The organism is Actinokineospora iranica (genome assembly GCF_900101685.1).
GTDB lineage: Bacteria > Actinomycetota > Actinomycetes > Mycobacteriales > Pseudonocardiaceae > Actinokineospora > Actinokineospora iranica.
This window is the reverse complement of the sequence record NZ_FMZZ01000019.1, coordinates 36,249-62,752: the sequence shown is the minus strand read 5'-3', so window position 1 is coordinate 62,752 and position 26,504 is coordinate 36,249. Positions and strand designations below refer to the sequence as shown.

Below are 26,504 nucleotides of genomic sequence, written 5' to 3'. Positions count from 1 at the left end.
CATTAGGAACCGTTGGCGCGTCCATCGGAGTCCTGATCCCGGCCAGTGGGACCGTGCGGCCGTTCGCCGTGCTGGTTCGCCTCGTTCTGCCGCTCACCCCACGACGGCTGCCACGACTGGTGCGGGCCGCCCTGCGGGTGGCCCGGCGTCGTCGCCGGGGTCCACCCGGGCGGCGCGCCGTAGTGCGGCGGGCCGTCGCGCCTGCCGGTGTGCTGCTGCGGCTGGCCGTACGGCGGCGGCTGCCCATAGGGCGGCGGCTGCGCCCCATACGGGCCGGGCTGTCCGTACGGCGGCGGCATCCCGTTGGGGCCAGCGCCGTTCGGGGTGCCCGGGGGCAGCTCCGGGTTGGTCCTCGGCGGGCCGCCGGGCAGGTCTCCCGCGCCCGGGATGGCCGCGACCGGGGTCGGCACCGGCTCCCGGTCGGTGTCCTCGGGCCACGGCTCGCCGCGTTCCTTGGCGAGCTCGCGCGGGGTCTTGATCGGCGGCTTGTCGGACGGGGTGCGCTCGCCGAAGTCGTTGAACGCGGTGATCCGGGGCCGCTTCTCGACCCGGGAGAAGATCCGCTCCAGGTCCTTGCGGGTGAGCGTCTCCTTCTCCAGCAGCTCCACGACCAGGTCGTCAAGCACGTCGCGGTAGGTGTTCAGCACGTCCCACGCCTCGGTGTGCGCGGCCTCGATGAGCTTGCGCACCTCCTCGTCGATCTCGTGCGCGACCTCCAGCGAGTAGTCCGGCGCGTGGCCCATGGAGCGGCCGAGGAACGGGTCGCCCTGGTCCTGGCCGTACTTGACCGCGCCCAGCCGGGCGCTCATGCCGTACTCGGTCACCATCGCCTTGGCGATCTTGGTGGCCTGCTCGATGTCGCTCGACGCGCCCGTGGTCGGCTCGTGGAACACCAGTTCCTCCGCCGAGCGGCCACCGAGGGCGAACACCAGGCGGGCGATCATCTCCGAGCGGGTCATGAGCTGCTTGTCGTCCTCCGGGACGACCAGCGCGTGCCCGCCGGTGCGACCGCGCGGCAGGATCGTGAGCTTGTAGACCGGCTCCAGGTCGGGCATCGCCCACGCGGCGAGCGCGTGCCCGCCCTCGTGGTAGGCCGTGATCTTCTTCTCCTTGTCGGAGATGATCCGGCTCTTGCGCGCAGGTCCGCCGATCACCCGGTCGACCGACTCCTCCAGCGCGGCGCCGGTGATCAGCGCCCCGTTCTGCCGGGCGGTCAGCAGCGCCGCCTCGTTCAGCACGTTCGCCAGGTCGGCGCCGGACATGCCCACGGTGCGCTTGGCCAGGCTGTGCAGGTCGGTGTCCGGGGCCATCGGCTTGCCCTTGGAGTGGACCTCCAGGATCTTCTTGCGGCCCAGCAGGTCGGGCGCGGACACCGGGATCTGCCGGTCGAACCGGCCGGGGCGCAGCAGCGCCGGGTCCAGGATGTCCGGGCGGTTGGTGGCCGCGATCAGGATGATGCCGCCGCGCGCGTCGAACCCGTCCATCTCGACCAGCAGCTGGTTGAGGGTCTGCTCACGCTCGTCGTGCCCGCCGCCGAGGCCTGCGCCGCGCTGGCGGCCGACCGCGTCGATCTCGTCCACGAAGATGATGCACGGGGAGTTCTGCTTGGCCTGCTCGAACAGGTCGCGGACACGGGAGGCGCCGACACCGACGAACATCTCCACGAAGTCCGAGCCGGAGATCGAGTAGAACGGCACCCCGGCCTCACCGGCGACCGCCCGCGCGAGCAGCGTCTTACCGGTTCCCGGCGGGCCGTAGAGCAGCACGCCCTTGGGGATCTTCGCGCCGAGAGCCTGGTAGCGGGCCGGGTTCTGCAGGAAGTCCTTGATCTCGTAGAGCTCCTCGACCGCCTCGTCCGCGCCCGCCACGTCGGAGAACGTGGTCTTCGGCATGTCCTTGGGCAGCTGTTTGGCCTTGGACTTGCCGAAGTTGAGGACTCGGTTGCCGCCGCCCTGGACGTTGTTCATCATCCACATGAGCAGCAGCAGGAGCAGGCCCAGCGGGATCAGGAAGATCAGGATCTGGGTGAGGAACGAGTCCTGGGTGACGCTGGTCTTGAACTCGGTCCCGGTCTTGGCGATCAGGGCCTCGTAGACCTGGGAGGTTGCCCCGGCCGGGTACTGCGCGAGGATCTGGGTGACCTGTTGCCCGTCGTGGTCGATCGGGTTGTTCAGGGTGAGCTTGAGTTGCTGTTCTTTGTCGCCGAGTTCGGCAACCTTGACGTTGCCCGCTTGGATCTGCGCGACGGCCTTCGACGTGGGCACCGAGGTGTAGCCACGCGTGTCGTCGAACAGCATGCTGAAGGCGAAGTAGATCAGCAACACCGCCACGATCCACAGCAGCGGGTTGCGAAGCAGGCGCTTGCGGTCCATTCACTTACGGCCGCGACGCGGCCTCCACCCTCCCTGACTTGCATGTGAGGGCAATGACGACCCATTACCCGGCCGGACGAGGCATTCCGGTCTCACCAGAGTACCGTCCGCACGGGCACCCTCACCGGGCGAAGTGCCGGCTTGGACGCCCATGGTTGACAACGTGGAGCCGCCGGGCATGGTTCCCGGCCGCTCAGCGCGCTGGCGCGGTCACCTCCGAGACCAGTTCCGCCACCCGGTGCCGGAAGGTGGGCGCGTCCGCGGGGGCCACGGTCACCCAGTCCTGCCCGTCGCGGCCGCGGCGCATGGTGCTCAGGTAGCGGCCAGAGGGCTTGTCGAACCAGGACAGCACCCGCCCGCGCTTGCGGCCACCCATCCGGTCACGGCTGGTGACCGCGATCTGGCCGCCCCGCAGGTTCGGCGACGACACCAGCCTGGCCAGCGCCTTCTTGGTGTCCTCGGCGGCGACGCCGTTGCCGCGCCCGCCGGCGGCGAACTCGGCCGCGGGCAGCGAGATGGAGGTCTCACTGCCGCGCGGCGCGCCCGGCAGCATCCCCACGACCTCGGTGACCAGGGCTTCCGCCCGGATCGGGGTGAGCAGCAGACCCCCGCCTGCCTGCACGGCCAGCACCCCGTCGCCACCGGCCACAGCGGCGAACGCGGCCACGGCGGGCCCGCCGACCTCGGGCAGGAACACCGAGTCGATCGCGATCTCCGGCCGCGCGATCAGCGCCAGCGACCGCTCGATGTGCGCCTCGACCCGACCGGTCCGGTCGAGCAGGCCGCGCTCACGCAGCTCCTCGTGGACGCGCCTGCGCAGCAGCGCCCGCTCGTCCACGGTCGCCCCGTGCGACCGGACCTCCAGCGGGTACGGCAGGTCACCCGCGCCAAGGGCCTCCCACAGGAAGTCCAGCGCCAGCGGACTCAGCGTCTCGGCTGCTCGCACGCTCATCGACCCACCTCCCCAGTCCAGTGCCCCCGCACGCCCACGCACTGTGTCAATGATTCCGCCGCGCGCTCGCTCACCGGGCCACCTCATCAGTCCGGCCGCCCCACACGCTCACGCACAGCGCCCACGATCCACCCGCACGCTCGCTCACCGGGCCACCTCGCCCATCCGGCCACAGCACACGCCCACGCGCGACGCCCACGAACCACCCGCAAGCTCACTCATGGGGCAGGCCACCTCGCCCACCCGGCCGTCCCGGGCGCCCACGCGCAGCGCCAACGTTCCACTTCCAGGCTCGCTCATGGAGCCACCCCACCAGCCCGGTGGCCGCGCGCGCTCACGCTCCGTGCCGACGATCCATCCGCGATTTCGCTCATTGGCCGATCACCGGGGGCGCGGTGATCTGGTCGGTGCCGAAGGTGTCCTCCGGGTCCGGCTCGATCAGGTAGGAGGGGCGCTGGTGCTCGGTGTCCTCGTCGCCCTGCCCGCGGCCGCCGCCTGCGCCCGCGCCCATGCCGGACGCGTTGCGCCCGCCGGTGCCCGCGCCCTGGCCCTGGCGGGCCCGCGCGGCTTCCTCGGCCGCGGTGAGACCGGGGCCACCGGGACGGCCACCGCGCCCGTCGGCGTCACCCGCGCTGAAAGCGCCCGCGCCACCGCGCGCGCCGAGCCCGGCGCCGCCGCGGCCACCCGCGCCGCCGACGCCGCCACCCGGCCCGAAGCCGCCGCGGCCACCGGCGAAGGGTCCGCCCCCGAAGCCGCCGCCCTGCCCGCTGAGGTTGGGGTTGGCCCCAGTGGCGGAATAGTTAGGCACATGCGTGGTGCTGCTCGGCGGCGTGTAGCCCGCCGCGTTGGTGCCGCTGGAGAGCCCGCCGGGAGTCTGCGCACCGGGAATCGACGGAGCGTGCGGAGTGTTCGGGGTGTGCCCACCCTGTCCGCCGGGCGTGAGGCCGGAGGGGCTGGTGTGGCCGGAGCCGCCGGGGGTCAGGTCGGCCCCGCCACCGGGCCCGTTGCGGTAATCGACCCCGCCGCCACCGCGGAACCCGCCGTCACCGCCCCCGCCCTCGATCCGGGTCTCCGGCGGCACGAAGGACGGCGTGGCCGAGTCGACGGCCGTCATCGCCTGGGTGTAGTTCTCCAGGTAGGTGACCTGCTCCTGCTTGACGGCCTTGGCCTCTTCCGCCTTCGCCGCCATGTCGGCCATACCCGCGATCGGGTTGGGGTTGGCCAGAGCCTTGTTCAACTCGGTCGACGCGTCGAACTCCACCGGCTGCGGCAGGTTCTTCACCGCCGCCGCTGCCGTCGCCTGCCGAGCCATGGCCGTGCCCATGTACTGCGCGGTGACCCCAGCCTGCCCGGCCTGTGCCGCCAGCGGCGTCAACGCCTGCCGCGCCGAGTCCGCGGCAGCGCCTTGCCAGGCGTGCTCCAATTTCGCGACCGCTTCGTAGAGCCGGTTCGCGGCCTCGACCAGCCGGTTGCCGCTCTCGTTGAAGCCCCGGCCAAGAGTGTCCGCGGTAGTGGGGTTGTTGATCTGGGTGGCAGCCGCGAACAGTTCGGTGCTCGTCCGGCTCGCCCAGTTCTGCGGCTGGACCACCCGGTCATCGCCCATCCGCACCTCGGGCGCGAGCTTCGCGGCCTGACTCGCGGCGATGCTGTGCTGAATCTCGTGACTCGTGGAGCGGTCTTCCTGCGGCATGTTCCGCTGGCCCCGCTGCACGTCTGCGGCGCGGTCGCCCGCGTACTCCTGGGTGCCGTACCGATGCTCTCCGCCGTTGGGCGCCATCTCTCCCCCTAGACCTGGACCTTGGGAATCACGATATTCGCTAGCTTTTGCGCCATGTCACAATCGTTGTACTTGCCCCTGCCGCCGGAGAGCAGAGCAATACCCGTTGCGAGGCTCGACTTCCCACCGTTGATCTTGGCGAGCACCTGGCAAGAACGAGTGCGAGTGTTCACCTGCAACACGGCAGGCAACCCCATGACCTCGATGTTGGTGTTGGTGATCCCCTCGCCAGTGCGGATCACTTCCACAGATGAGTCCGGCCCGAATTCAATCGCGACCACCATCTCACCGCGCCACTGGCATTGCGGATGGGCGGTTGAGCCGTTATAGGTGGGTGTCGGGTTCGCGGCGCCGAATTGAGCCACCTCGTCCGCGGTGAGCAATTCGCAGAGCTCGGCGTTGGTGAAGGTGGACTTCTTCACGGGAGCCGAGGACGTTGAGGGCGGTGAAGACGCAGAGGACGCGGTCGTCGGCTCAGCCGCGCTGGACTGGGTCGTCGGCGTGCCGGGCACGCCTGCCACGGGGTCACCGCAGCCTGCGGCGAGCAGGAGCGCGGACGACAGCAGCACCGCGCGTGCGAAATTTCGGGCCACGCTAGCTATCCCCTGTACTTGGCAGCGTTGCCTTGGTCGGTGTGCTGGTAGTTGGCGATGGCATGTTTGAGGGCGTTCTCCGCGGTCTCGATCTGCTCCATGAGTTTCGCGAGCACAGCGATGAGGGAGTCCTCCGACCCCTGGAAACGATCGACCGACTTGCGCGCCATGGCCTCGCCGACCGGATTCGCGCCCAACTCCACTTCTGCGTTACCCCAACCCATGCTATTGGCCAGGACTATCAACTCGTCGCGGACGCTGCCGATCTCGGTGAGAGCGGCTTGGGCGGCGTCCGGATCGATCGAGACCATGCCGCTGGCCGCAGCGCCAGCGAAGGCGCTGACGGCGGCGCCGATCCCACCACTCGAGTCGTACACGTTCGTCTCTCCCCTAGGTTCCCCAACGAGTTCCCCGACAGCCCCTGGCCAGGACTGCTGACCTTGCTCCGAGGCTAACGCACTTGACCACGCCCAGGGCAGAGATCAGCGCAACCTGTGGATAACTCGGCCGCCTGGCCTCAGGACGTGTAGACCCTGGGTTCCAGGGTGCCGATGTAGGGCAGGTCGCGGTAGCGCTCGGCGAAGTCGAGGCCGTAGCCGACGACGAACTCGTTGGGGATCTCGAAGCCGACGTACTTGACCGGGACCTCGACCTTGACCGCGTCCGGCTTGCGCAGCAGGGTGCAGACCTCCAGGGAGCGCGGGTTGCGCGAGGCGAGGTTCTTGAGCAGCCAGGACAGGGTGAGGCCGGAGTCGATGATGTCCTCGACGATGAGCACGTCGCGGCCCGCGATGTCGCGGTCGAGGTCCTTGAGGATCCGGACGACGCCGGAGGAGGACGTGGCCGAGCCGTAGGAGCTGACCGCCATGAACTCCAGTTGGACCGGGACGGGCAGGGCCCGGGCGAAGTCCGTCATGAACATGACCGCGCCCTTGAGGACGCCGACCAGGACCAGGTCGGCGCCGTTGTCCGGGTAGTCGTGCGCGACCTGCTTGGCAAGGTCCGCGATCTTCTCGTCGATCTGCTGCTCGGTGATGAGCACGGAGGCGATGTCGCCGTCGTACACGGTTCCCCTCTCAGGTTTCCGGACCTTCGCAGGTGAGCCTGCCATGCGCGCGGCGTGCCACCAAGCCGCCCGGCAGGGCCACTCCGCGCTGGCCCCGCCAGCGGCCGACTAGGTCGTCGGCGGCGCGCAGGTGGGCGTCGGTGAGTTCGGGCACGCCCGCCTCGGTGAGCCAGTGGCGCAGGACGCGTCTGCGCAGCGCGGGCGGGGCGTCGGCGAGGTCGGCGACGCGCAGTGTCACGCCGTCGCCTGCGCGGGCGCGCAGGTCGGCGGCGAGGTGGTCGAGGGCGGCGAGGTCGTCTTGGAGTTGGGCCGCGGTCCTGGCGAGGGCTTGGGCGACGCCGCCGTGCAGGACGTCTTCGAGCAGGGGCAGCACTTCGCGGCGGAGGCGGACGCGGGTGAAGCGCGGGTCTTCGTTGTGCGGGTCGCGCCAGGGGGCCAGGCCGAGGGCGGCGCAGGCCGCTTCCGTGGTGGCGCGGGCGACCGCGAGCAGCGGTCGCGCCCAGGGCGGGTCGATGGCGCGCATACCGGCGATGGAACGCGGGCCCGAGCCTCGGCCGAGGCCGAGCAGCACGGTCTCGGCCTGGTCGTCCAGGGTGTGGCCGAGCAGGACCAGGTGCGGGCCCGCGGCCGCGCGCAGGGCCGCGTACCGGGCGCGGCGGGCGGCCGCCTCCAGCCCGCCCGCGCCGCTGACCACGACCGGAAGGACGCGGACGTCGGCCAGCCCGAGCCCGGTGAGCTGGTCCGCTGCCCGCGCGGCGACGTCGGCCGATCCGGGTTGCAGGTTGTGGTCGACGATCAATCCGTCGACTCTTAGGCCGCTCTTAGTGCCGACGTGCTGTGCCGCCGCCGCTAACGCGAGAGAGTCAGCGCCGCCGGACACGGCTACCGCGATTCGGTCTTCCGGGCAGGCTTTCGCTAAGAGCGCGCGTACGGCCACACGGATCTCGGCGACCGCCGGATGGGGTTTGGTCCCACTCACGAGGGCGAGACGCGGCGCACCCACGCCTGCGGGTCGCTCAGCTCCGAGCGCAGCGGCAGGGTCTCCGGCGAGGTCCAGATCGTGTTGAACCGCTCCATGCCGATCTCGCCCACCACGTGCGCGGTGAACTTCGCGCCCACCGCGTACTGCTTCATCTTCGCGTCCACACCCAAGAGGCTGCGCAGAAGCCGGTCGAGCAGGCCGCCGCCGCGTCGGCGCACGGTGAAGCGCTCGCGGATGGTCGAGACGGTGGGCACGACCATCGGGCCGACAGCGTCCATCACGTGGTCGGCGTGGCCTTCCAGCAGCGTGGACAGCGCGATCAGCCGGTCGAACACCACGCGCTGGGCGGGCGACTGGAGCAGCTCCATCACGCCCATCGGCCCAGAGGACGCGGTCGGGTCCGGCTTGCCGCGCGCGGCCTTCAGCAGCTCGGGAAGCCGGGTGAGCGCGCTGTTGGCGCTGTCGTCGAGGCCGGAGATGAACGTCGAGACCTGGTTCTGGAAGTACTCGCGCAGCCACGGCACGGCGGTGAACTGCAACCGGTGGGTGCACTCGTGCAGGCAGACCCACATGCGGAAATCTTCCTGCGGCACGTCGAGGGCCTGGTGCGCGGCGACGATGTTGGGCGCGACCAGCAGCAGCCTGCCCGCGTCACCACCGCCGTCACCGTTGCCGAACGGGTCGTACTGGCCGAGCACCCGACTGCCCAGGTACGCCAGGACCATGCCCGCCTGCACGCCCGCGGTGCCCGCGAGGACGCCGCTGACGACCTTGCCGGGCCTGTTGGGCAGCGCGCCTGAGGTGAGTGTGGCGATGCTGTGCGCCGCCGCCCCGATCCAGCCGTCCCGGTCCACGACGTCGCCACCGAGCAGCGGCAGGCCTGCCCCAAGCCCGGTGAGGCCGCGCACGTGCGCCTCGGCTTCCGCGGTGACCTCCCGCAGCCTGGCCACGGTGTGCTCGGCCTCCTGCCGAGGCACCGACGGCCCCGGCCGGACCAGGCGCCGCGCGGTGGAGACCGCGAGGTCCCAGTCGACCGGCGAAACCCTGCCCGGTATGGCCACTTCCGCGCTCGTCGCCCCGTTCACATCCGCGACGCTACCGGAGCCGAGTGAACCTCACCGACAGCCGCACTGGCGCAGCGTCGCCGCGATGGTGTCCAGCGCGGGCTGCGCGGTGCCGGACTGCGAGCCATTGGACATCAGCGCGAACACCAGCAGCCTGCCGTCGGTGTCGAGGACCACGCCCGCCAGGGAGTTCACGCCGGACAGGGTGCCGGTCTTGGCCCTGACCCAGCCCTTGCCGCCCGCCGCGCCCGGCCCCTGGTAGCGCCCGGCGAGCGTCCCGCTGCCACCGGCGACCGGAAGCCCGCCCAGCAGCGGCCGCAGCTTCGCCGTGCGCGGGTCCTTCCCGTCCGGCGCGGCGGCGACCCGCAGCACGTCGGCGAGCAGCGCGGCCGACACCTTGTTCAGCACGGACATCCCGCTGCCGTCGCTCAACTCCAGGCTGCCGACGTCGAAGCCGTTGTCGCGCAGCGTGTCCGCGACGGCCTTGGTGCCGCCCGCGAACGAGGGCTCCTTCCCGGTGGCCCGCGCGACCTCGCGGATCAACGCCTCGGCGAGCACGTTGTCCGAGCGCTGCAACGTGGTGTCGACCAACTCCACGACCGGCGCCGACCGCACCTCGCCGAGCACCTTCGCGTCCGGCGCGGCCCGCACGGTCGCCTTCGCGGGGACCGTCGCGCCGATCCGCTTGGCGAACTCCTCGGCGAGGGTGCGGGCCGGGTTGGCCGAGCGCGGCGACACCGCCTTGGTCGGGTCAGCCCGCCCGCCGTCGAGCATCGCGGGCACCATCGGCGCGATGTGCCCGGCCGCGACGTCGAGCGGGTCCCAGCCCTGGGCGGAGCTGTCGCCGGTGTAGCGGTCGAGGTCGAGCAGCACGGTGTCGACCGGCCCGGAGGCCTTGACCTGGGCGACCAGGTCGTCCAGGTGCGCGGCGCCGGGGAACACGGTGTTCTTGCCCGCGGGCAGCGAAGAGAGCGTCGGGTCGCCGCCGCCGATGATCACGACCGTGCCGGGTTTGTCACCGGCCACGACCCGGGTGGTCAGCTGGCTCGCGTGCGGCAAGACCAGCAGCGCGGCGGCGGAGGTCAAGATCTTCGTGGTGGACGCGGGGACCAGCGTGGTCTCCGCGTTCTGCGCGAAGAGGACCTCACCGGTAATCGGGTCTACCACCGCGCCGGTAAGCGTGCCGAGAGCCGGGTCGCTCACGGGGCCTGCGAGCGCTGACCGGACCCCGGCGGCGGTCGGCGCCGGAGCGTTGGCCCCGGGGCCGCGCAGCGCGGGCATGAACTGCACCGGAGCCCCAGGGGGCGCGGTGGCGACCGAGGACTCGCCACCGCCCAGGCCGAGCTTGGCGGCGAGCCCCGGCACCAGGAACACCGCCGCGGCGCCCACGGCGATCACCGCCACGACCGCCACCGCGACGAGCAGCCCCTTGCGCCGAGGCTCCTCGATCCGCTCCCGCGGCTCGACCCGCTCCGGCATGGCCCGCTCGTCCGACTCGTCGGCGGGCTCGCGGGGGATGGCGGGCAGGCTGATGACCTGGGTCCGCTCCGCGCCCCGCTCGGCCGTGTCCCCGCGGTTCGCCGAGTGGCCGTTGCCCAGGCCTGCCAACCCGGTGTCCGGCGCGTCCTGGCGGATGGTCGCGTGACCGTTGCTCCGGCCATCACGCGGAGCGCCCGACCCGTTCTCTGGGCTCCGCCCCGGCGTGGGCACATCCCGACGAGTGGCCGAATGGCCGTTGCCCTGACCATCAGCGGGCGGCGAGCCGCCGTCCGAGCCCTGCCCAGGCAGCCGACGGGTAGTCGAGTGACCGTCGCTGTCGGCGGCTGGTGGGCCGCCGGTTCCTGGTCCGCCCGGTCCGCTGCCGTCCCCTGGGCCGTTCGGGCCGACGAAGCCGACGGGCCGCGTGCGGTCGGCGGGCGTGCCGGGGCGCGGGGTGTTCGAGGGCAGGCCGTGGGGCCGGGGGCCGAGGGGTCCGCGCTGCGGCGGTCGGCCCGACGGGCCGGGGCGGATCGTCGGCGGCCGGAGGTTGCCGGGCGGACGACCACCGGTCGGTGGCCCGGTGTCCGGCCTGCGCGACGGTGGCACGGGCGGTTTGGGCGCGGGGACGGTGCTGCCCGCGTCGTCATCGAAGGGCCGCTCGGTGAAGCGGGTCGGAGCGTCATCGGTCCGGTCGACCGGCGCGGTGAAGCGGGTGGGCGGGTCGACCGGCGCGGTGTAGCGAGTCGGCGGCTCAAGGTCGTCGTCCGCCAGCTCCGACTCGGCGAACGGATCGACGGGCGCGGCGAACCGGGTCGGCGGATCGAAGCCGTCGTCATCCAGCTCGGCGAGACCGGAAGACGAATCCGCGGCAGAACCGACAGGCTCCGCGAACCGCGTCGGCGAATCGAAACCGTCGCCATCCAGCTCGGCGAGACCGGAAGACGAATCCGCGGCAAAACCGACAGGCTCCGCGAACCGCGTCGACGGATCAAAACCATCATCCGCCAGCTCGACAGGCTCGGCAGGCGACTCCACGAAACGGGTCGACGGCCCGAGGTCGTCGTCCTCCGGCTCGGCGAACCGGGTGGGCGAGTCCGCGTGATCAGCCACCGCCTCGGTGAACCGGGTCGGCTGATCGGCGGGCTCGGGGAAGAGCGTCAGCGCGTTGTCGGTGTCCGCGAACTGAACGGGCGAGTCGACGGAGCCCGCTGGTGAGTCCACAGGGGTGGGTCGGGTGAACTCGTCGGTCGCACCGGCATCGGAGTCGGCGGGCGAATCGGTGACGGGGTCGACCGGTGACGCGAAGAGGGTTAGCGGCTCGGCAGTGCTGTCCGCCGATTCCTGGTAGCTCGACCAGGAATCGGCGGGCTCGCTTTCCTGCTCGTCGGAAAGCGTTGGCTGCTCATCGGGTTCGGGCTCTGGTTCCGGCGAAGAATCCGCTGGGTCAGCGCTGCCCTCCTGGACGGTGGGAACGGTCGCCGAGATGGTCTCCGCGCTTGCGGAAGGCGCTGCGGGCTCGGACTCGGCAGTCGGCTGCTCCGGATCGACCGAAGACTCCGGCTCGCCACTGGGCGAAACCTCGGGTTCAGCCGAGGACGCGGTCGCAAGCTCGGTAGTGCGCTCGGGATCGGCAGCGGCCTCCGGCGCGGATTCGACCGACACGACCGCCGCCAGATCGGCGGAAAGCTCCGAGTCCGGCTCACGGTCGTCCTCGACCGACACGGGTTCGCCGTCGTTCGACACGTCGGCGGCGGGCTCGCCACTGTCGACGGGCGTCTCGGGTTCTGCCGGGGTCTCGGGCTCGGCAGGCCGCTCCGGCTCGCCAGACACCGACTCGGCGGACAACGCCTCCGCGGTGTCCGACTCGGCGGGCGGCGGCTCGGCCTGGTCCGCCTCGGCAGACACCGACTCAGCGGAACCCGGCTCAGCGGAGGCCTGCTCGGCAAAGACCGGCGCGGCGGACTCCGACGCGGCTGAACCTGACTCAGCAGGCATCCGCTCGGCAGACCCGGCAGACGCCGAAGGCGTCGACTCAGCGGACACCGGCTCCGCTGAGTCCGACTCGACTGAGTCCGGCTCGGCAGGCATTCGCTCAGCGGGTTCGGCAGGCGTCCGCTCAGCAGACTCAGCGGGCGCTTGCTCCGCGGACCCGGCAGAGACCTCGGCGGGCGTCCGCTCGGCGGACTCCGACTCGACGGACTCCGACTCCGCCGAACCTGACTCAGCAGGCACCCGCTCGACAGACCCAGCAGGTGCCAGCTCGGCAGCCTCGGCGGCCACCGATTCGGCAGGCACCCGCTCGGCGACTTCGGCAAACACCGATTCGGCAGACGCCAACTCGGCAGGTGCCCGCTCAGCAGACTCGGCAGGTGCCAGCTCGGCAGCCTCGGCGGCCACCGATTCGGCGGGCGCCCGCTCAACAGACTCGACGGGCGCCCGCTCGGCAGGCTCGGAAGGTGCCGGCTCGGCTGGTGCCCGCTCGGCGGAGGCCTGCTCGGCGGGAGTCGAATCCTCCGCGTCCGTGGCCTGCGGTGTCTCGGGGGCGTCGGCGGAATCCGCTGAGTCCGGGTCGTCGGCTTCGGTGGTGGGCCAAGGGGGCTCGGCAGGTTCACCCGGCTGGGTGGTGGCGGTTTCGGGCGTGTCGCGGGCCTCGGCGACGTGGGCCTCGTCACGTATCGCCAGCGGCGACGGTGTCGCAGGCTCGTCCGGGTCGGGCGGCGCGGATTCGTCGTCGTCCTGGGCGGGCCAGAGCGCCTCGTCCGCCACGGGCCAGGCTGGGGTCGCGTCGTCCACGGTGGGTGGACGTTTGCCCTGGTCACCAGGTTGCCCCGGCACCGTGTCCTGATCTTGCCCGACGGGCTGGTCCTGCTCGGGCACGCGTCTTCCTCCCCTGGCAGCGGTCGAACGTCACACCCGTCGCCGTCGGTATCGGTGCGGGGTTCCGCAATGCCGTGGTCCACACTAGTGCCGTAACGAGGACAGCCGAGAGGAGCGAGGGACGGCGTGGAGTTCGACGTCACCATCGAGATCCCCAAGGGGAATCGCAACAAGTACGAAATGGATCACGAGACGGGGCGCATCAAACTCGACCGCACCCTCTTCACGGCGACCCAGTACCCGGCCGACTACGGCTTCGTGGACAACACCCTCGGCGAGGACGGCGACCCGCTCGACGCGCTGGTCCTGGTGATGGAGCCGACGTTCCCGGGCTGCCTGATCCGCTCGCGCGCCATCGGCATGTTCCGGATGACCGACGAGAAGGGCGGCGACGACAAGGTCCTCTGTGTCCCGTCGCACGACCCGCGCACCGAGCACCTGCGCGACATCCACCACCTGGCGGAGTACCACCGCCTGGAGATCCAGCACTTCTTCGAGGTCTACAAGGACCTGGAGCCCGGCAAGAGCGTCGAGGGCGCGAGCTGGGTTGGTCGGGTCGAGGCCGAGGCCGAGATCCAGCGGTCTTACGACCGGCTCAAGGAGTCGGGTCTCACCCTGCACTGAAGTCATGGCACGGCGAACGCCCCACACCGGGACGGTGTGGGGCGTTTGGTTTATGTGCGGGTCCACCGCAGGATGCCGACAGCGTCGACGTCGGCCCGGTAGCGACCGGCGAGGGGGCCCTTACCGTCGAGCAGGTCAGCGGTTTGCTCGACCAGGTCGGTAAGCGTCGCGGGGAGCGGTTCGAGGGGGCCTTCCTCCGGGTACTGGCCGAGGCCCTGCTCGTCGAGGAAGAGCAGCGCGGTGGCGTCGCGGGCCACCGGGACGTACCGCCCCTGCGCGGTGTCGCACGCGGTGCCGACGGTGGCGAGGATGTCGCGGACGGAGAGCAGGTCGTAGGACGGCGGCAGGGTGAACCCGCCGGAGCGGGTGCCGTTGTGCCGTTTGAGCGTGGCGACGAGTTCCGGCGGCAGCATGACCCCGATGTCGCGTTGCAGGGTCACCAGGTCGGCGTCGGTGGCGGCGCGGTTCCAGGCGGCCGAGGTGGCGGGGGCGTGGCGCAGCAGCCAGCCGTCGACGCGGTCCCAGGCGAGGGTGAGGCGGGCGGCGACGTCGGGCGGCGGCTGGGTCAGGGTGACCGGCCCCTCGCATCCGGCCGCGCCGGTGGGGGTCTCGGCGGTGGGGGTCGGCTGCGCGGCGTCGCGGTCTCGGACGATGCCGACCGACAGCGCCAGGGCGATCACCAGACCGCCCACGAGGAAGATCGCCAGCACGACACGCACGCTTCACCCCCGAGTGTTTCGGTCTCAAGGATGACAGACGGTGCGGGCGAACGGCCCCGCGCTGGTGGGCGCGGGGCCGTTCGGCTGATCGGTCAGCGCAGGGCTGGCTCGGGCGCCTGGTCGGCTCCGGCCGCCTCGTCGGCGACGCGCTCGATGCCGGACTTGGTCGAGAGCGGCACCTCCTTGAGCAGCCAGATCAGCGCGAACGCGATCAGGGTCACGAACCCGCCGACCATGAACACCGTGTCGAGCGAGCTGGAGAACCCGGTCAGGATCGGCCGGGCCAGCGTCGGGTCGATGGTGTTCAGGAACGACGTGTCGTTCAGGTCGATCCCGCCGCTGAGGCTCTGCGCGAACTGGGGGTTCTGCGCGAGCGCCGCGGTGAACGCCGCGTCGCCGCGGGCCGAGGCGATCGCGTCGTTGATGCGGTCGCCGACCACGGTGAACAGGATCGACAGGAACACCGCTGTGCCGACCGTGCCGCCGATGGACCGGAAGAAGGTCGCCGACGATGTCGCCACGCCCATGTCCTTGACCGGCACGTCGTTCTGGATGGCCAGGATCAGGGTCTGCATGCACAGGCCGAGCCCGGCGCCTGCCAGCACCATGATCAGCATGGTCGACCACAGTGGAGTGTCGACGCCGATCTGGGCGAACAGGAACAACGCGCCTGCCATCGCGGCCAGACCGACGATCGGGTAGACGCGGTAGCGTCCGGTCTTGGAGATCAGCGCCCCACTGCCCATGGCCGCGGCGAGGATGCCGAAGGTGAGCGGCAGGGTCATCAGGCCGGACTCGGTCGGCGATGCGCCCTTGACGATCTGCAGGTACAGCGGCAGCGACATCATCATGCCGAACATGCCGACGCCGAGGATGAAGTTGACGACGTTGGTCAGGGCGAAGGTGGAGCGGCGGAACAGCCGCAGCGGCAGCAGCGCCGCGTCGCCCATCCGCTTCTGCACGAAGACGAACACCACGAGCCCCACGACCCCGACGACGTACATGGTGAGCGCGCGCCCGGAGCCCCAGCCCCATTCCCGGCCCTGTTCGGCCACGACCAGCAGCGGGACCAGGCCGACGGTGAGCGAGATGGCGCCCCAGTAGTCGACCTTCTGCGGGACCTTGCGGTGCGGGACGTTGAGGTAGCGGGCGACGACCGCCAGCGCGACCAGCGCGATCGGCACGTTCAGCAGGAACACCCAGCGCCAGCCCTCGATGCCCGCGAAGTCGCTCAGGCCCGCGAAGAACCCGCCGACGACCGGACCGGCCACACTGGACAGCCCCCAGACGCCCATGAAGTAGCCCTGGTACTTGCTGCGCTCCCGCGGCGAGACCAGGTCGGCGATGATCGCCAGCGCCAGCGACATGAGACCGCCCGCGCCCAGGCCCTGCACCGCGCGGTAAGCGGCAAGCTCGTACATCGTGTTCGCGATGCCGGACAGCACCGATCCCACGAGGAAGAACGAGATCGCGGTCAGGTACATCGGCTTGCGCCCGAAGATGTCGGACAGCTTGCCGTAGAGCGGGGTGGAGATGGTCGCGGTGATCAGGTAGGCCGTGGTGGCCCAGGCCTGGATGGTCTGGCCGTTGAGCTGGTCGGCGATGGTCTTCATCGCCGAGGCCATGATCGTCTGGTCGAGCGCGGCGAGCAGCATTCCCAGCAGCAGGCCGGATAGGACGGTCATGATCTGCCGGTGGCTCAGCTGCCCTGGTGCGGCATCCGAAACCGGTGCTGACATCAATGTCCCCCTTCGGAACGCGCCGATCTGGCGCATTCGGTGATCAGCGTGGGCATGTGTTTCTCGTGGTCGGCGAGGAACCGCTCGAACAGCCCGACGAAGGTGTCGAGGTCGGCGGGGTCCCAGTGGCCGACCATGCGGGCCAGCGAGAGCGCGAACCGGGCGCGTTGCTCCTCAAGCAGGGCCATGCCCGCCGGGGTGACGGCGAGCAGGCTGGCGCGGCCGTCCTCGGGGTCGGCGCGGCGTTCGAGGAGCCCGTCCTTGACCATGGCCGCCACCTGGCGGCTCACGGTCGACGGGTCGGAGTGGACGGCGCCCGCGAGCGCGCTGGAGCGGCTCGGGCCCAGCGCGACGAGAGTCTTGAGCAGGACGATCGAGGAGCGGTCCACGCCCGCTTTGCTCATCCGGGCGGCGACAGTGGCCTGTTGCTTGCCGAAGGCGAACAGGACCGACGCGAGGCGCTGGCCCTTCTCGATGTCTTCCTGACTGAGATCGGCAGCGGGCGCGTCACCCGATGGCGCCCAGTGTGGCGCGACCATGCGACCTCCGAGTTGCGTGCATCATCCAATTAGTTGGTCGATACAAGCATGCGCTTTTTGGGGGTCGCGCAGCAACTCAATTACCTGTGACCCGGCCCCCACCACGCGCAGTGCCCCGGCGCTCACCGAGCGCCGGGGCACTGTCTTACATCGGTCAATCCAGCCTTACATCGGTCAATCCAGCCTTACGTCGGTCGATTCAGCCGGTCAGGCCCAGCCGGGCATCGGGTAAGCGGCGAGCAGCTCGCGCACCTCGGCGGCCACCTTCTCGATCTCGGCCTCATCGTCCACCGCGCTCACCACCCGGTCGATCCACTGGGCGATCCGCGGCATCTGCTCGACGCCCAGGCCGCGGGTCGTGATCGCCCCGGTGCCCAGGCGGATGCCCGACGGGTCGAACGGCTTGCGCGGGTCGAACGGCACGGTGTTGTAGTTAACCTCGATGCCCGCGCGGTCCAGCGCCTGCGCGGCGGGCTTACCGCCGACGCCCTTACTGGTCACGTCGACCAGAACGAGATGGTTGTCCGTGCCGCCGGTAACCAGGTCGAACCCGCGCTCGGACAGCGCTGCCGCCAGCGCCTTGGCGTTGGCGACGATGTTCGCGGCGTACTCGCGGAAGTCGGGCCGGGCCGCCTCGCCGAGCGCGACCGCGATGGCGGCGGTGGTGTGGTTGTGCGGGCCGCCCTGCAGGCCGGGGAAGACGGCCTTGTCCAGCGGCTTGGCGAACTCGGCGTCGGACATCAGCATCGCGCCGCGCGGACCGCGCAGGGTCTTGTGGGTCGTGGTGGAGATGATCCGCGCGTGCCCGACCGGCGACGGGTGCGCCCCGCCCGCGACCAGGCCCGCGATGTGCGCGATGTCGGCGACGAGCACCGCGTCGACCTCGCGGGCGATCTCGGCGAACCCGGCGAAGTCGATCGTGCGCGGGATGGCGGTGCCGCCGCAGAAGATCAGCTTGGGCCGCTCGGCGCGCGCGAGGTCGCGCACCTCGTCCAGGTCGACGCGGCCGGTGTCCTTGCGCACGCCGTATTGCACGGAGCGGAACCACTTGCCGGTCGCGGACACGCTCCAGCCGTGCGTCAGGTGGCCGCCCGCGGGCAGCGCCATGCCCATGACGGTGTCGCCCGGGTTGGCCAGCGCCAGGTAGACGGCGAGGTTGGCGGGCGAACCCGAGTACGGCTGCACGTTGGCGTGGTCGACGCCGAAGAGGGCCTTGGCGCGCTCGACGGCCAGCGTCTCCACCTGGTCGACGACCTGCTGACCCTCGTAGTAGCGCTTACCGGCGTAGCCCTCGGAGTACTTGTTGGTCAGCACCGTGCCGGTGGCCTCCAGCACGGCGGTGGAGACGTAGTTCTCGGAGGCGATCAGGCGGACCGTGTCGAACTGGCGGCGGGCCTCCCCCTCGACCAGGGCGGCGACCTCGGGGTCGCTGGCGGCGAGGTGCGGGACGGCTGGCTGGTGCATGGCGGTCTCCTCGGGAGCGTGCGGCGTCCATCGGCCGGGAGCACCCAGGCGTCCGGTGCCTCATCCGCTCTCGCCGCTCCCCGGTGGTTATGCCCACCCGAACACGCCAGTCACGACTCGGCGACAGCATAACATCTTGACCAGAATAAGTTACTGACGAGTAATGTGCGCGGCATGAGCACTGACTACGGCTGGGTCGCCGACATGATGAAGAAGACCGTCCCCTGGGTGGCGACGGCGGGCGTGGAGTTCACCGAGGTCGCGGCGGACCGGGTGGTGTGCAGGCTGCCCGACGTCGAGGGGCAGCGCAACCACGTCGGCGGGCCGCACGCCGCGGTGATGTTCGGGCTGGCGGAGACCGCGTCCGGGGCGGTCGGACTGGCCTCGTTCGCCGCGGAACTGGGCCGGGCGACGCCGCTGGTGGTCACCTCCGAGATCCGCTACCGCAAGCTCGCCCTGGGCCCGCTGACCGCGGCGGCGGTGCTGACCAGGCCCGCCGCCGAGGTCATCGCCGAACTCGACGCGGGAACCCGCCCGGAGTTCGCCGTGGAGTGCACGATCCGCGACGCGCACGGCGTGACCACCGCCGAGATGACCGTCGTCTGGACACTGCGACCGAACAAGGCCAAACAAGAGGCTTAAGAGCGCCTACCGGGACGCGGTAGCGCCAACGCCGCGTCGACTTCCACATGCGCCTCGGGGTGCTCGGCCCACCACCGGGCGTAGGTCGGGTTGCGGTCGACGATCGACCGGTAAGCATGGGCGACACACGCGAAGACCTCGTGCGCGCGACCGCGAAGAACGCCGTCGAGACGCGTCACCAGAACGACCGGTAAGCGCAAGACGGCCCCGCGTAAGGGCCGGATGACGAAACCGGGACCGCCCAGGGACGCGGGCTGCGCCAGGCAGACCGCCCCCGCCGCGGCGAGGGCCATGGCGGTTCGGCTCTCGGTGACGTGGTGGGTGACCCTCGGCGTGAAGCCCGCCTTCTCACAGGCCGCCCGCAGCCGCAGCCGCATCGGGTCCTGGTCGGGCGGCGGGACGACCCAGTCCAGGTCGGCCAGGTCGGCGAGGTCCACCTCCGGCCTGGCCGCCAGCGGGCTGTCGGAGCTCAACGCGACGAACTGCGGCTCCTCGACGATCGTGCGGACCTCGACATCGCCCAGCGGCCGGTGCTCCATGCCGTCGAACCGCTCGAACACCGCCAGGTCGGCCTGCTTGGACACGATCAGGTCCAGCAGCGCGGGCCCGGAGGTGTCGATCTCGGTGCGCACCCCCGTGCACCGCACCCACGCCCGCACCTCGGCGATCAGGGCGCTGGCGAACAGCATCGGGCTCGCCGCGACCACCAGCGGCGCCCCGGGCGGGTTGCGGGTGTGCGTGCGCGCCGAGGCGACCAGGGCCGCCATGTCGTCCAGCACGACCCGCGCCGAGCGCACGACGCTGCGGCCCAGCTCGGTCGGCAGGCTCCCGTTGGACGAGCGGCGGAACAGCTCCCCGCCCACCAGGCGCTCGATAGACCTCAGCTGCGCGGTAAGAGCGGGCTGGGTGACCCCGAGCCTGCCAGCCGCCTTGGACACGCTTCCCTCGTCGGCGATCGCGCAGATCGCCCGCAGGTGGCGAAGCTCAAGTTCAGGCATAGGGGCACTTGATACCCGCTGTGCCAAGACGGTGGCTATGGGCGAGGTCTCCGTGATCGGCAACCGGTTCCCCCGCGTCGTTCACCGGCCGTCTCCTCCTGGGTAACGCGTCCTAGGTAACGCGGATCAACGCCGCCCCGGCAAGCACGAAGAAGACGAGCACGACAAGCGTGCTCGAACTACCGCTGGTCGAACTGGTGACGATCTGGTCGACGGCGCCGGTCAGCACGATGCCGCACTCGGCGGTCACCACGTGCCTGCCGGGCTCGACCCGGGCGAACTCGACCCGCGCGGTGAACCGGCCCGTGCCGTCGGACACGGCCTCGCCGACCTTCTCGCCACCCGAGGTGAGCACGACCGGATGGTTGGGTGCGCAGCCATCGCCGGTGGCCGAGAGCGAGTCGCCGGGCTGGAGGCTCTCGCGGTCGAGTTCGAGGTCGCCCTCGGGCCGCGCGGTGGTCTGCGCGGTGGTGCTCGGCGCGGTGGTGGCCTGCGGCGGCGTGTCGGAAGTGGTCGAGGTGGTGCTGTCCGTGGTTGTTGTTGTCGTGCTGGTTGTCGTCGTGCTGGTCGAGGACGTCGTTGTGGGCCGCGAACGGGTAGTGGTGGTCACGGGCGGCCGGGTGGTGGTCACCGGCGTGCCAGGGGTCACTACCGGCTTGCTGGTAGTGGTGACCGGCGGACTGGTGACCGTGGTGGGCGGCGGCGTGACCTCGAAGGTCGCGCGCAAGAACGGGTCGTTGTCGCACGCCACGTCCACCGCGTAGACACCCGGCTTGGCCGACTCCGGGACCGTCCCGGTGGCCGACGTGCCGGTCGCCGACGCGATCGCGGTGCCCGACCAGCGCAGCTGGACCACCCGGCAGGGCGCCCCCTTCGGCCAGGTCGCGGTGAACGCGCTCCCTGTCGGCCCCTTGTCCGGGCTCAGGGTGAGCGACTGCGCCGAGGCGGGGGTCACCGCTAACAGCGCGAGCAGTGCGAACAGCGCGGCAATGCCCGCAACGCCCCTGCCTCCGATGCGTCCAACAGTGCGCACAGCCACTTCCCTCGTCCGATGGAACGCCCCGGCAAGTATCGACTCGCTGTAGCATTCCGCCTCAATCGGGCCCGCTTCACTCGGGAGTTCTCCCATGGGACGTCTTATCGCCGCGGCGGTTGCCCTAGTGGCCACCGTCCTGGTGCTCAACGCGGCGCCTGCCTCCGCGCAGGAGTCCGACGAGCCACTCAGAGTCACCGTCACTGTGGACGGTGCGGACATCACCGGACGCACGGTCGAACTGGACCCGGGCAAGCCCGCCGAGCTGTCGATAACCGCGGTCAACCCGGGCTCGGCGCCGGTGAAGGTGCGCCTGGTCCGGGTCTCCGGGGTCGCGTTGGCACTCACCTTCTACGCCTACGACACGACGCTGCCGTTCGAGGTGCCCGCGCGCGGGCAGACGGTCCGGACGTTCCCCTTGGACGTGCGCGACCTTGACGGCCAGGCGATCGGGCTGCTGCCGACATCGGTCGAACTGCTTTCCGAGGACCGGACAGCACTCGGCGGGGCGAGCACAGTGGCCGACGTGCGCGGCTCTTACTGGTCGGTCTACGGGGTGTTCGGCCTGGCGTTGGTCGTGCTTACCGCGGTCACGTGGGCAGGCGCCCTGCTCGCCCTCGCGCGCCACCGGCTGTCGCGGAACCGGTTCCGCCGCGCGCTGCGGTTCCTGCCCGCGGGCGTGGGGACCGGCCTGGTCGCGGTCGTGACGCTGTCGGTGCTGCGGCTCGTGCCGCCGGAGCCCGCCGTGGAGATCCCGATCGTGCTGGGCGCGGCGGTGATCGCGCTGCTGCTCGGCTTCCTGACCCCGCACCCGACACCGGCCGGACCACCCGCGCCCGCCGACCAGGGCGACCGGACCGTGGACGTGTCCACCCAGTACATCGGAGTCCAGGGGTCGACCGGATGACCACGCCCACCGGGCTCGCCGCGGCGCTGCCGCAGTACGTCGTCGGCCAGAAGATCGGCTCTGGCGGCATGGGGGTCGTGTTCGAGGGCACCCACCGCTCGCTCGGGCGCGCCGTGGCGATCAAGCAGCTGCCCGCGAACCTGGTCGGCGACCCGGAGGTCAACGCGCGCTTCGACCGGGAGGCGCGGGTGCTGGCCAGTCTCGACCACCCGCACATCGTGCCGGTCTACGACTATGTGCAGACCGGTCAGGACAACCTGCTGGTGATGGAGAAGCTAGACGGCGGCACGGTCTATGACGCTTTCCACGGCGCGGGTCTGACCGGTGAGCAGTCGTGCGCGATCGCGCTGGCGATGCTGGGCGGGCTGCACGCCGCGCACGTGGCGGGCGTCCTGCACCTGGACGTCAAGCCGAAGAACCTGCTGTTCACCTCCGCCGGGGTCATGAAGGTGGCCGACTTCGGCATCGCGCAGGTGGTCAGCGAGGGTGCGACGATGGTCACGCACGCGGGCGAGGTGCTGGGCACGCCCGCCTACATCGCGCCGGAACAGGCGATGGGCAACCCGCTCTCACCGGCCGCGGACGTCTACGCGGCCGGGACAGTCCTCTATGAACTCTTGTGCGGAGACCTTCCGTACGACCGCACACGCGGCGCGGTAAGCATGATGCGCCAACGTATCTTCACCGACCCGCAGCCGCTGCCGCGCGTCCCGGAGCCGCTGTCCACAGTGGTCATGCGCAGCCTGGCCCGCGACCCGCAACAGCGCTACCGGGACGCCGAGGCGTTCGCCGTCGACCTCAGCGCGGCCGCGACCGCGGTGTTCGGCCCCCGCTGGCTGGAACGCTCGGGCGTGCCGGTCCACTTGGCCCCCAGGGTGACCGGCGCGATCGCCCAGCAGGCCAACCGGCAGCCGGACGCGCCCACCGTGGTCTCCCCGCCCGTGCGCGGCCTCGTCCCGGAGCCGACCCGCACGTTCCGGGCCGACGACCTGCGCGGCAAGGCGTTGCGCCCGGCGAGCGAGTTGCTGCGCACCGGTCCGTCGCCGCTGTGGCCGGGTCTGGTCGCGGCGCTGGCGCTGATCGTGCTGGTGGTAGTGCCGTTCACCGCTCCCAAGACCCTGGACCACGATCCGACAGGCCTAACCGTCAACGGACAGCAAGTCACCAACGGCAAGCCGGTCGAGGTCGACCTGAGCGCGCCGATCGCCATTTCCGGGGCCAGTACGGACAAGGGGCCGACGGTTGTCCACTTCGCGGTAAGCGCGGCCGAAGTGCCGCTGGGCACGGTTCTACTGGAAAACGTGATCCCGAAGAACGGCGCTTTCCAGGCGAGCGTTAAGCCGCAGGCGCTAATGCGCTGGCTGGTAGGCGGCGCGGCCACCGGCGAGGTGCGGGTCGGCGACGGGCAGCCGCAGCGGTTCACCCTGGTCTCGCCGCAGCACCCGATGGCCAGCGTGATGGGCACGGGCAGCCTGCTGCTCGGCCTGTTCGCCATGGCCTACCTCGAATCAGTCATGCGCACCCTGCGCCGCGGCCACCGACGGCCTGCGGCCCCGATCACCGCCATGCCGCTGGGCGCGCTGTTCGGCGCGGCGACGTGGCTGCTGATCTCGGCGCTCACAACCACCGAGCCGTCAGCGACACACGCCATCGGCTGCGCCGCGGTCGGCGCGATCGCGGCAAGCTGCCTAGTGCTCGCGACAGCGTGGTCCGCGCGCCGTTAAGAGAGACAACTAGGCCAACCGATAGCCGTGCTATCACCACCGAACGGGACACGCTTCCGCCAGAAGAGTGACACACGGTCGAGTCGGGTAACGGTATGTAGCGATCCACTCGATGTCCCCCGCACAGGGAAACACGAGGGGAATCCAGATGACCTCCACACAGGGCGGTTTCAGACAACGCTGGCGCGACGCGCCCCGCTGGCAGCGCATCACCGCGACGATCATCGCGGTGTTCGTCGTTCTGTTCATCTTGGCGGGCATCTTCGGCGAAGAGAAGAAACCGGTGGCGTCGCCCGTACCCCCGGCCGCGGAACCCACAACCACCACCAGTGCGACGACCACGACAACCACGGCCCCACCCGAGCCACCCCAAGCCGTGGTGACCGAGGTGCTCGACGCCCGAACCGTCCTGACGTCGACCGGCGAACAGATCCAGCTCACCAGCCTCACGGCCACGGGCCAATGCTGGCAGGACGCGGCGATCAGGTTCGCCAAGGAAACGCTGACCGGCAAAGAGATCCTGACCGGAGCCCCCGGCACGCTGGTGCTGGCCGACGGCACGGACTTCGCGACAATGGCGGTCAGCAGCGGCATGGCCAAGGCCGCGGCAGGCGCGTCGGCCGGGCTGGTGACTGCCCAGGCGGCCGCGAAGAACGCCGCCGCGGGCCTGTGGGGCGCGCCCTGCCTCGGCGCGGACGTGCTCGCGCCCCCGCCCGCCCCCAAGACCACGCCCCCGGTGGCGCCCCCGCCCCCACCTCCCGCCGCGACCCCGGAACCGGAACCCGAGCCGGAACGCGCCGCCGCCTACTACAAGAACTGCACGGAAGCCCGCGCCGCGGGCGCCGCCCCCATCCAGCGAGGCGAACCCGGCTACCGGTCAGCGCTGGACCGTGACAACGACGGCGTGGCCTGCGACAGCTAGGCCCTGTCTCCTAGGCCAGCCGGTAGCGCAGGCTGTCGATCTGGTCTTGCCGTATCTGCTCCAGGGTGATCGCCGGGTCGCCGATGTGCGCGTGCACGATCTCGGCGGGATCTGGCTGGGCCGACGCGTCCAGCCAGGTCTCCGGCTGCCACACCTTGGAGCGGACAAACGCCTTGGGGCAGTGCGTGAACACCTCTTCCGGCTCCACGACCAACGCGGCGCGCGGCGGTTTGCCCACCGCCGTCAACGACGCGAGCAACTCCGGCCGCGTGGACACGCACGCGCGCCCGTTCACCCGAAGCGTCTGCCCCCGCCCGGGAATCAGGAAGATCAGCCCGGCCCGCCCGGTGGCCACCACGTTCTGAAGCGTGTCGATCCGCCGGTTCCCCGTGGCGTCCGGCACGACCACGGTCCCCTCGGCCAGCACCGACACGAACCCCGGCGGCCCACCCCGCGGCGTCACGTCACACCGCCCCCGCGCGTCCGCACTGGCCACGAACACGATCGGCGAACACGCCACGAACTCCCGGGCCAGGTCGTCCACCAGGTCGATCTGCTTGGCTTTGGCGTTGGCCGACTGCTCGGGGTAGATCTCCCGCAACTCGTCCACAGAGCCGATCGCGTCGGCGAAGAGGTCTTTGGTCACCAACCGACGCTACCGGCGCACACCACAGAGAATCCGCTGATATTCAAGGTGACGCACGTCGATTCGATGCCCCGGCCGCCGAGTCAACGTCGCCAAGCGAACTCGGCCAGCAGCGGGCCTACCTCGTCGCGGAACTTGGTCCATCGGTGCAGCCGCTCTTCCTGACCCAGCGCCCAAAGCAACGCCACCGGCTGGTGCGGCGACGGAACGCTCTGCCTGGCGTAAACCCGCAACCGCTCGAAGCGCGACACCACATCCACCCGGTCCACTCCCGAAACCTACCGATCCGTGCTACGAAACGGCATGGATTCCTTAGGCCCGGACTCCGCCACCTGGCGCGTGATGGCGGATGTCCGCACAGCCCTATGCAGTGGCCGCGCGCTGTTGATGCAGGTGTCCCACCCCGCGGTGGGCGCTGCTGTGGCCAAGTTCTCCGACTTCCGGACAAACCCCTGGCCACGCCTGTGGGGGACGGTGAACTCGGCGTTCATCCTGACCTTCGGCGGCCCGCAGTCGGACCACGAGGCCCGGCGCCTGCGCGCCCTCCACCGCACCATCCACGGTGTCGACGCCTCCGGCCGCCGCTACCACGCGCTGAACCCGGAGAACTACTTCTGGGTCCACGCCACCCTGCTCGACTCGGCCATCGCGGCCTGGCGCCACTTCGCCACCCCGGTCACCGACGAGGAGCGCCTCTACGCGGAATGGCGTTCCCTGGGCGCCCGCTTGGGCATCCCGCCCCGCACCACACCCGCGACCTACGCCGATTTCCGCGCCTACGTCGACGACATGACCGCCACAGCCCTCACCAACACCCGGTCAGCCCAAGAAGTCCTGCACGCCCTGACCGGCGACGTCCCGCCTCCGCTCCCCCGGTTCCCCCTCTGGGACCGCCTGATGCCCCGCCTGGGCACCCACCTGACCCGCCTGACCCTGGGCACCCTGCCCCACCCGCTGCGCGAGAAGCTGAACGTCCCCTGGACCTCGTCCGACGCCCTGCGCTTCGCCCGCCAAGCCGACCGCATCCGCGCCACGGTCTCGGCCCTCCCCCGCTGGGCGCGCCAATACCCCGGCGCCACCTACGCTTTCCGCCACCCGATGCCGAGCCCCTACCCGACGGACTGACCGCGTTCGAGACAAAGGCAGCGCAAACACAAAGGCTGAAAGGCTTCGCTCGATTGGCCTGCCCCAGACACCTGGACAACGACAGAGCCCTGGTCGCCCCGCCACTGGCTCCATGCGGAGCGGGCGAAGGCAACCAGGGCTCTGACCTGCGAGCCGCCTAAGGGAATCGAACCCTTGACCTATTCATTACGAGTGAATCGCTCTGGCCGACTGAGCTAAGGCGGCGTGGCCGTGGACAAGTGTAGCGGGCCGCTGGGCGT

Annotated in this window: 23 protein-coding genes, 1 tRNA gene and 1 riboswitch; of the genes, 6 read left to right on the top strand and 18 right to left on the bottom strand. The window is 70.9% G+C overall.

Annotated elements, in window-relative coordinates; translation table 11 throughout:
* Window positions 1-2 precede the first annotated feature (2 nt).
* From ftsH to dacB, 9 genes are all read right to left on the bottom strand, one after another.
* Entirely contained in the window at window positions 3-2,372 is a 2,370-nt protein-coding gene (gene ftsH / locus BLS56_RS27350) for an ATP-dependent zinc metalloprotease FtsH (protein ID WP_091456657.1), read from the bottom strand.
* Window positions 2,373-2,565: 193 nt separating this feature from the next.
* Window positions 2,566-3,324, bottom strand: coding sequence for an ESX secretion-associated protein EspG (locus tag BLS56_RS27345; RefSeq protein ID WP_091456655.1), 759 nt, complete (start codon window positions 3,322-3,324; stop codon window positions 2,566-2,568).
* Between the two features lie 370 nt (window positions 3,325-3,694).
* Window positions 3,695-5,101: a hypothetical protein gene (locus BLS56_RS27340; RefSeq protein ID WP_091456652.1), complete on the bottom strand. Its 1,407-nt coding sequence runs from the start codon at window positions 5,099-5,101 to the stop codon at window positions 3,695-3,697.
* Window positions 5,102-5,109: 8 nt separating this feature from the next.
* Window positions 5,110-5,694 (bottom strand): DUF3558 family protein, encoded by a 585-nt coding sequence (locus tag BLS56_RS27335; protein WP_175483073.1) that lies wholly within the window; start codon window positions 5,692-5,694, stop codon window positions 5,110-5,112.
* Between the two features lie 5 nt (window positions 5,695-5,699).
* Entirely contained in the window at window positions 5,700-6,071 is a 372-nt protein-coding gene (locus BLS56_RS27330; protein ID WP_091456646.1) for a hypothetical protein, read from the bottom strand.
* Between the two features lie 140 nt (window positions 6,072-6,211).
* Complete coding sequence (hpt, locus tag BLS56_RS27325) at window positions 6,212-6,760, bottom strand: hypoxanthine phosphoribosyltransferase (protein WP_091456644.1); 549 nt, start codon at window positions 6,758-6,760, stop codon at window positions 6,212-6,214.
* A gap of 10 nt (window positions 6,761-6,770) precedes the next feature.
* Window positions 6,771-7,739, bottom strand: a complete 969-nt coding sequence (gene tilS / locus BLS56_RS27320) for a tRNA lysidine(34) synthetase TilS (protein ID WP_091456754.1) — start codon at window positions 7,737-7,739, stop codon at window positions 6,771-6,773.
* Window positions 7,736-8,827: a zinc-dependent metalloprotease gene (locus BLS56_RS27315; RefSeq protein WP_228771986.1), complete on the bottom strand. Its 1,092-nt coding sequence runs from the start codon at window positions 8,825-8,827 to the stop codon at window positions 7,736-7,738. The genes tilS and BLS56_RS27315 overlap by 4 nt, the downstream gene beginning before the upstream one ends.
* 30 nt (window positions 8,828-8,857) lie before the next feature.
* Window positions 8,858-13,162, bottom strand: a complete 4,305-nt coding sequence (gene dacB, locus BLS56_RS27310) for a D-alanyl-D-alanine carboxypeptidase/D-alanyl-D-alanine endopeptidase (RefSeq protein ID WP_139191024.1) — start codon at window positions 13,160-13,162, stop codon at window positions 8,858-8,860.
* Between the two features lie 126 nt (window positions 13,163-13,288).
* Here dacB and BLS56_RS27305 point away from each other — a divergent pair, with 126 nt between their 5' ends.
* Window positions 13,289-13,786 (top strand): inorganic diphosphatase, encoded by a 498-nt coding sequence (locus BLS56_RS27305; protein WP_091456636.1) that lies wholly within the window; start codon window positions 13,289-13,291, stop codon window positions 13,784-13,786.
* A gap of 50 nt (window positions 13,787-13,836) precedes the next feature.
* Here the strand turns inward: BLS56_RS27305 and BLS56_RS27300 are convergent, their stop codons facing one another.
* The 4 genes from BLS56_RS27300 to BLS56_RS27285 form a co-directional block, all read right to left on the bottom strand.
* On the bottom strand, window positions 13,837-14,505 hold the full coding sequence (locus BLS56_RS27300) for an SMI1/KNR4 family protein (protein WP_139191023.1): 669 nt from the start codon (window positions 14,503-14,505) through the stop codon (window positions 13,837-13,839).
* 92 nt (window positions 14,506-14,597) lie between these two features.
* A complete protein-coding gene (locus BLS56_RS27295; RefSeq protein ID WP_091456633.1) occupies window positions 14,598-16,244 on the bottom strand; it encodes an MDR family MFS transporter in 1,647 nt (548 codons plus the stop codon).
* Window positions 16,244-16,783, bottom strand: coding sequence for a MarR family winged helix-turn-helix transcriptional regulator (locus BLS56_RS27290; protein WP_091456631.1), 540 nt, complete (start codon window positions 16,781-16,783; stop codon window positions 16,244-16,246). The genes BLS56_RS27295 and BLS56_RS27290 overlap by 1 nt, the downstream gene beginning before the upstream one ends.
* Before the next feature lie 207 nt (window positions 16,784-16,990).
* Window positions 16,991-18,247 (bottom strand): serine hydroxymethyltransferase, encoded by a 1,257-nt coding sequence (locus BLS56_RS27285; RefSeq protein WP_091456628.1) that lies wholly within the window; start codon window positions 18,245-18,247, stop codon window positions 16,991-16,993.
* Window positions 18,248-18,282: 35 nt separating this feature from the next.
* Window positions 18,283-18,371: riboswitch (ZMP/ZTP riboswitch) on the bottom strand.
* A gap of 50 nt (window positions 18,372-18,421) precedes the next feature.
* On the opposite strand from BLS56_RS27285, the gene BLS56_RS27280 reads away from it, so the two are divergent.
* Window positions 18,422-18,889, top strand: coding sequence for a DUF4442 domain-containing protein (locus tag BLS56_RS27280; RefSeq protein ID WP_091456625.1), 468 nt, complete (start codon window positions 18,422-18,424; stop codon window positions 18,887-18,889).
* On the opposite strand, the gene BLS56_RS27275 is transcribed toward BLS56_RS27280, so the two are convergent.
* Both BLS56_RS27275 and BLS56_RS32620 read right to left on the bottom strand, forming a co-directional pair.
* Complete coding sequence (locus BLS56_RS27275; RefSeq protein ID WP_091456622.1) at window positions 18,886-19,887, bottom strand: LysR family transcriptional regulator; 1,002 nt, start codon at window positions 19,885-19,887, stop codon at window positions 18,886-18,888. The two genes, BLS56_RS27280 and BLS56_RS27275, sit on opposite strands and share 4 nt — an antisense overlap.
* 112 nt (window positions 19,888-19,999) lie before the next feature.
* A complete protein-coding gene (locus BLS56_RS32620) occupies window positions 20,000-20,920 on the bottom strand; it encodes a hypothetical protein (RefSeq protein WP_228771985.1) in 921 nt (306 codons plus the stop codon).
* 94 nt (window positions 20,921-21,014) lie between these two features.
* Here BLS56_RS32620 and BLS56_RS27265 point away from each other — a divergent pair, with 94 nt between their 5' ends.
* From BLS56_RS27265 to BLS56_RS32615, 3 genes are all read left to right on the top strand, one after another.
* The gene (locus BLS56_RS27265) at window positions 21,015-21,827 is read left to right on the top strand and encodes a hypothetical protein (RefSeq protein ID WP_091456619.1); all 813 of its coding nucleotides are present in this window, start codon (window positions 21,015-21,017) and stop codon (window positions 21,825-21,827) included.
* Complete coding sequence (locus tag BLS56_RS27260; RefSeq protein ID WP_091456617.1) at window positions 21,824-23,551, top strand: serine/threonine-protein kinase; 1,728 nt, start codon at window positions 21,824-21,826, stop codon at window positions 23,549-23,551. Before BLS56_RS27265 ends, BLS56_RS27260 begins: the two co-directional genes overlap by 4 nt.
* 148 nt (window positions 23,552-23,699) lie before the next feature.
* On the top strand, window positions 23,700-24,473 hold the full coding sequence (locus BLS56_RS32615; protein ID WP_228771984.1) for an excalibur calcium-binding domain-containing protein: 774 nt from the start codon (window positions 23,700-23,702) through the stop codon (window positions 24,471-24,473).
* A 10-nt stretch (window positions 24,474-24,483) separates the two neighbouring features.
* Here BLS56_RS32615 and BLS56_RS27250 read toward each other — a convergent pair whose 3' ends face one another.
* Window positions 24,484-25,119: an MSMEG_1061 family FMN-dependent PPOX-type flavoprotein gene (locus tag BLS56_RS27250; RefSeq protein WP_228771983.1), complete on the bottom strand. Its 636-nt coding sequence runs from the start codon at window positions 25,117-25,119 to the stop codon at window positions 24,484-24,486.
* Window positions 25,120-25,202: 83 nt separating this feature from the next.
* On the bottom strand, window positions 25,203-25,388 hold the full coding sequence (locus BLS56_RS27245) for a hypothetical protein (protein WP_091456609.1): 186 nt from the start codon (window positions 25,386-25,388) through the stop codon (window positions 25,203-25,205).
* Between the two features lie 34 nt (window positions 25,389-25,422).
* On the opposite strand from BLS56_RS27245, the gene BLS56_RS27240 reads away from it, so the two are divergent.
* Window positions 25,423-26,244, top strand: coding sequence for an oxygenase MpaB family protein (locus tag BLS56_RS27240; RefSeq protein WP_091456607.1), 822 nt, complete (start codon window positions 25,423-25,425; stop codon window positions 26,242-26,244).
* 151 nt (window positions 26,245-26,395) lie between these two features.
* Here the strand turns inward: BLS56_RS27240 and BLS56_RS27235 are convergent.
* Window positions 26,396-26,469 (bottom strand) — tRNA-Thr (locus BLS56_RS27235).
* Window positions 26,470-26,504: the final 35 nt, after the last annotated feature.

Excerpts from the sequence above, each read along its gene's own strand:
- ftsH (WP_091456657.1), bottom strand. The coding sequence starts at position 2,372 with ATGGACCGCAAGCGCCTGCTTCGCAACCCGCTGCTGTGGATCGTGGCG.
- BLS56_RS27345 (WP_091456655.1), bottom strand. The coding sequence starts at position 3,324 with ATGAGCGTGCGAGCAGCCGAGACGCTGAGTCCGCTGGCGCTGGACTTC.
- BLS56_RS27340 (WP_091456652.1), bottom strand. The coding sequence starts at position 5,101 with ATGGCGCCCAACGGCGGAGAGCATCGGTACGGCACCCAGGAGTACGCG.
- BLS56_RS27295 (WP_091456633.1), bottom strand. The coding sequence starts at position 16,244 with ATGTCAGCACCGGTTTCGGATGCCGCACCAGGGCAGCTGAGCCACCGG.
- BLS56_RS27290 (WP_091456631.1), bottom strand. The coding sequence starts at position 16,783 with ATGGTCGCGCCACACTGGGCGCCATCGGGTGACGCGCCCGCTGCCGAT.
- BLS56_RS27285 (WP_091456628.1), bottom strand. The coding sequence starts at position 18,247 with ATGCACCAGCCAGCCGTCCCGCACCTCGCCGCCAGCGACCCCGAGGTC.
- BLS56_RS27280 (WP_091456625.1), top strand. The coding sequence starts at position 18,422 with ATGAGCACTGACTACGGCTGGGTCGCCGACATGATGAAGAAGACCGTC.
- BLS56_RS27275 (WP_091456622.1), bottom strand. The coding sequence starts at position 19,887 with ATGCCTGAACTTGAGCTTCGCCACCTGCGGGCGATCTGCGCGATCGCC.
- BLS56_RS27265 (WP_091456619.1), top strand. The coding sequence starts at position 21,015 with ATGGGACGTCTTATCGCCGCGGCGGTTGCCCTAGTGGCCACCGTCCTG.
- BLS56_RS27260 (WP_091456617.1), top strand. The coding sequence starts at position 21,824 with ATGACCACGCCCACCGGGCTCGCCGCGGCGCTGCCGCAGTACGTCGTC.
- BLS56_RS32615 (WP_228771984.1), top strand. The coding sequence starts at position 23,700 with ATGACCTCCACACAGGGCGGTTTCAGACAACGCTGGCGCGACGCGCCC.
- BLS56_RS27240 (WP_091456607.1), top strand. The coding sequence starts at position 25,423 with ATGGATTCCTTAGGCCCGGACTCCGCCACCTGGCGCGTGATGGCGGAT.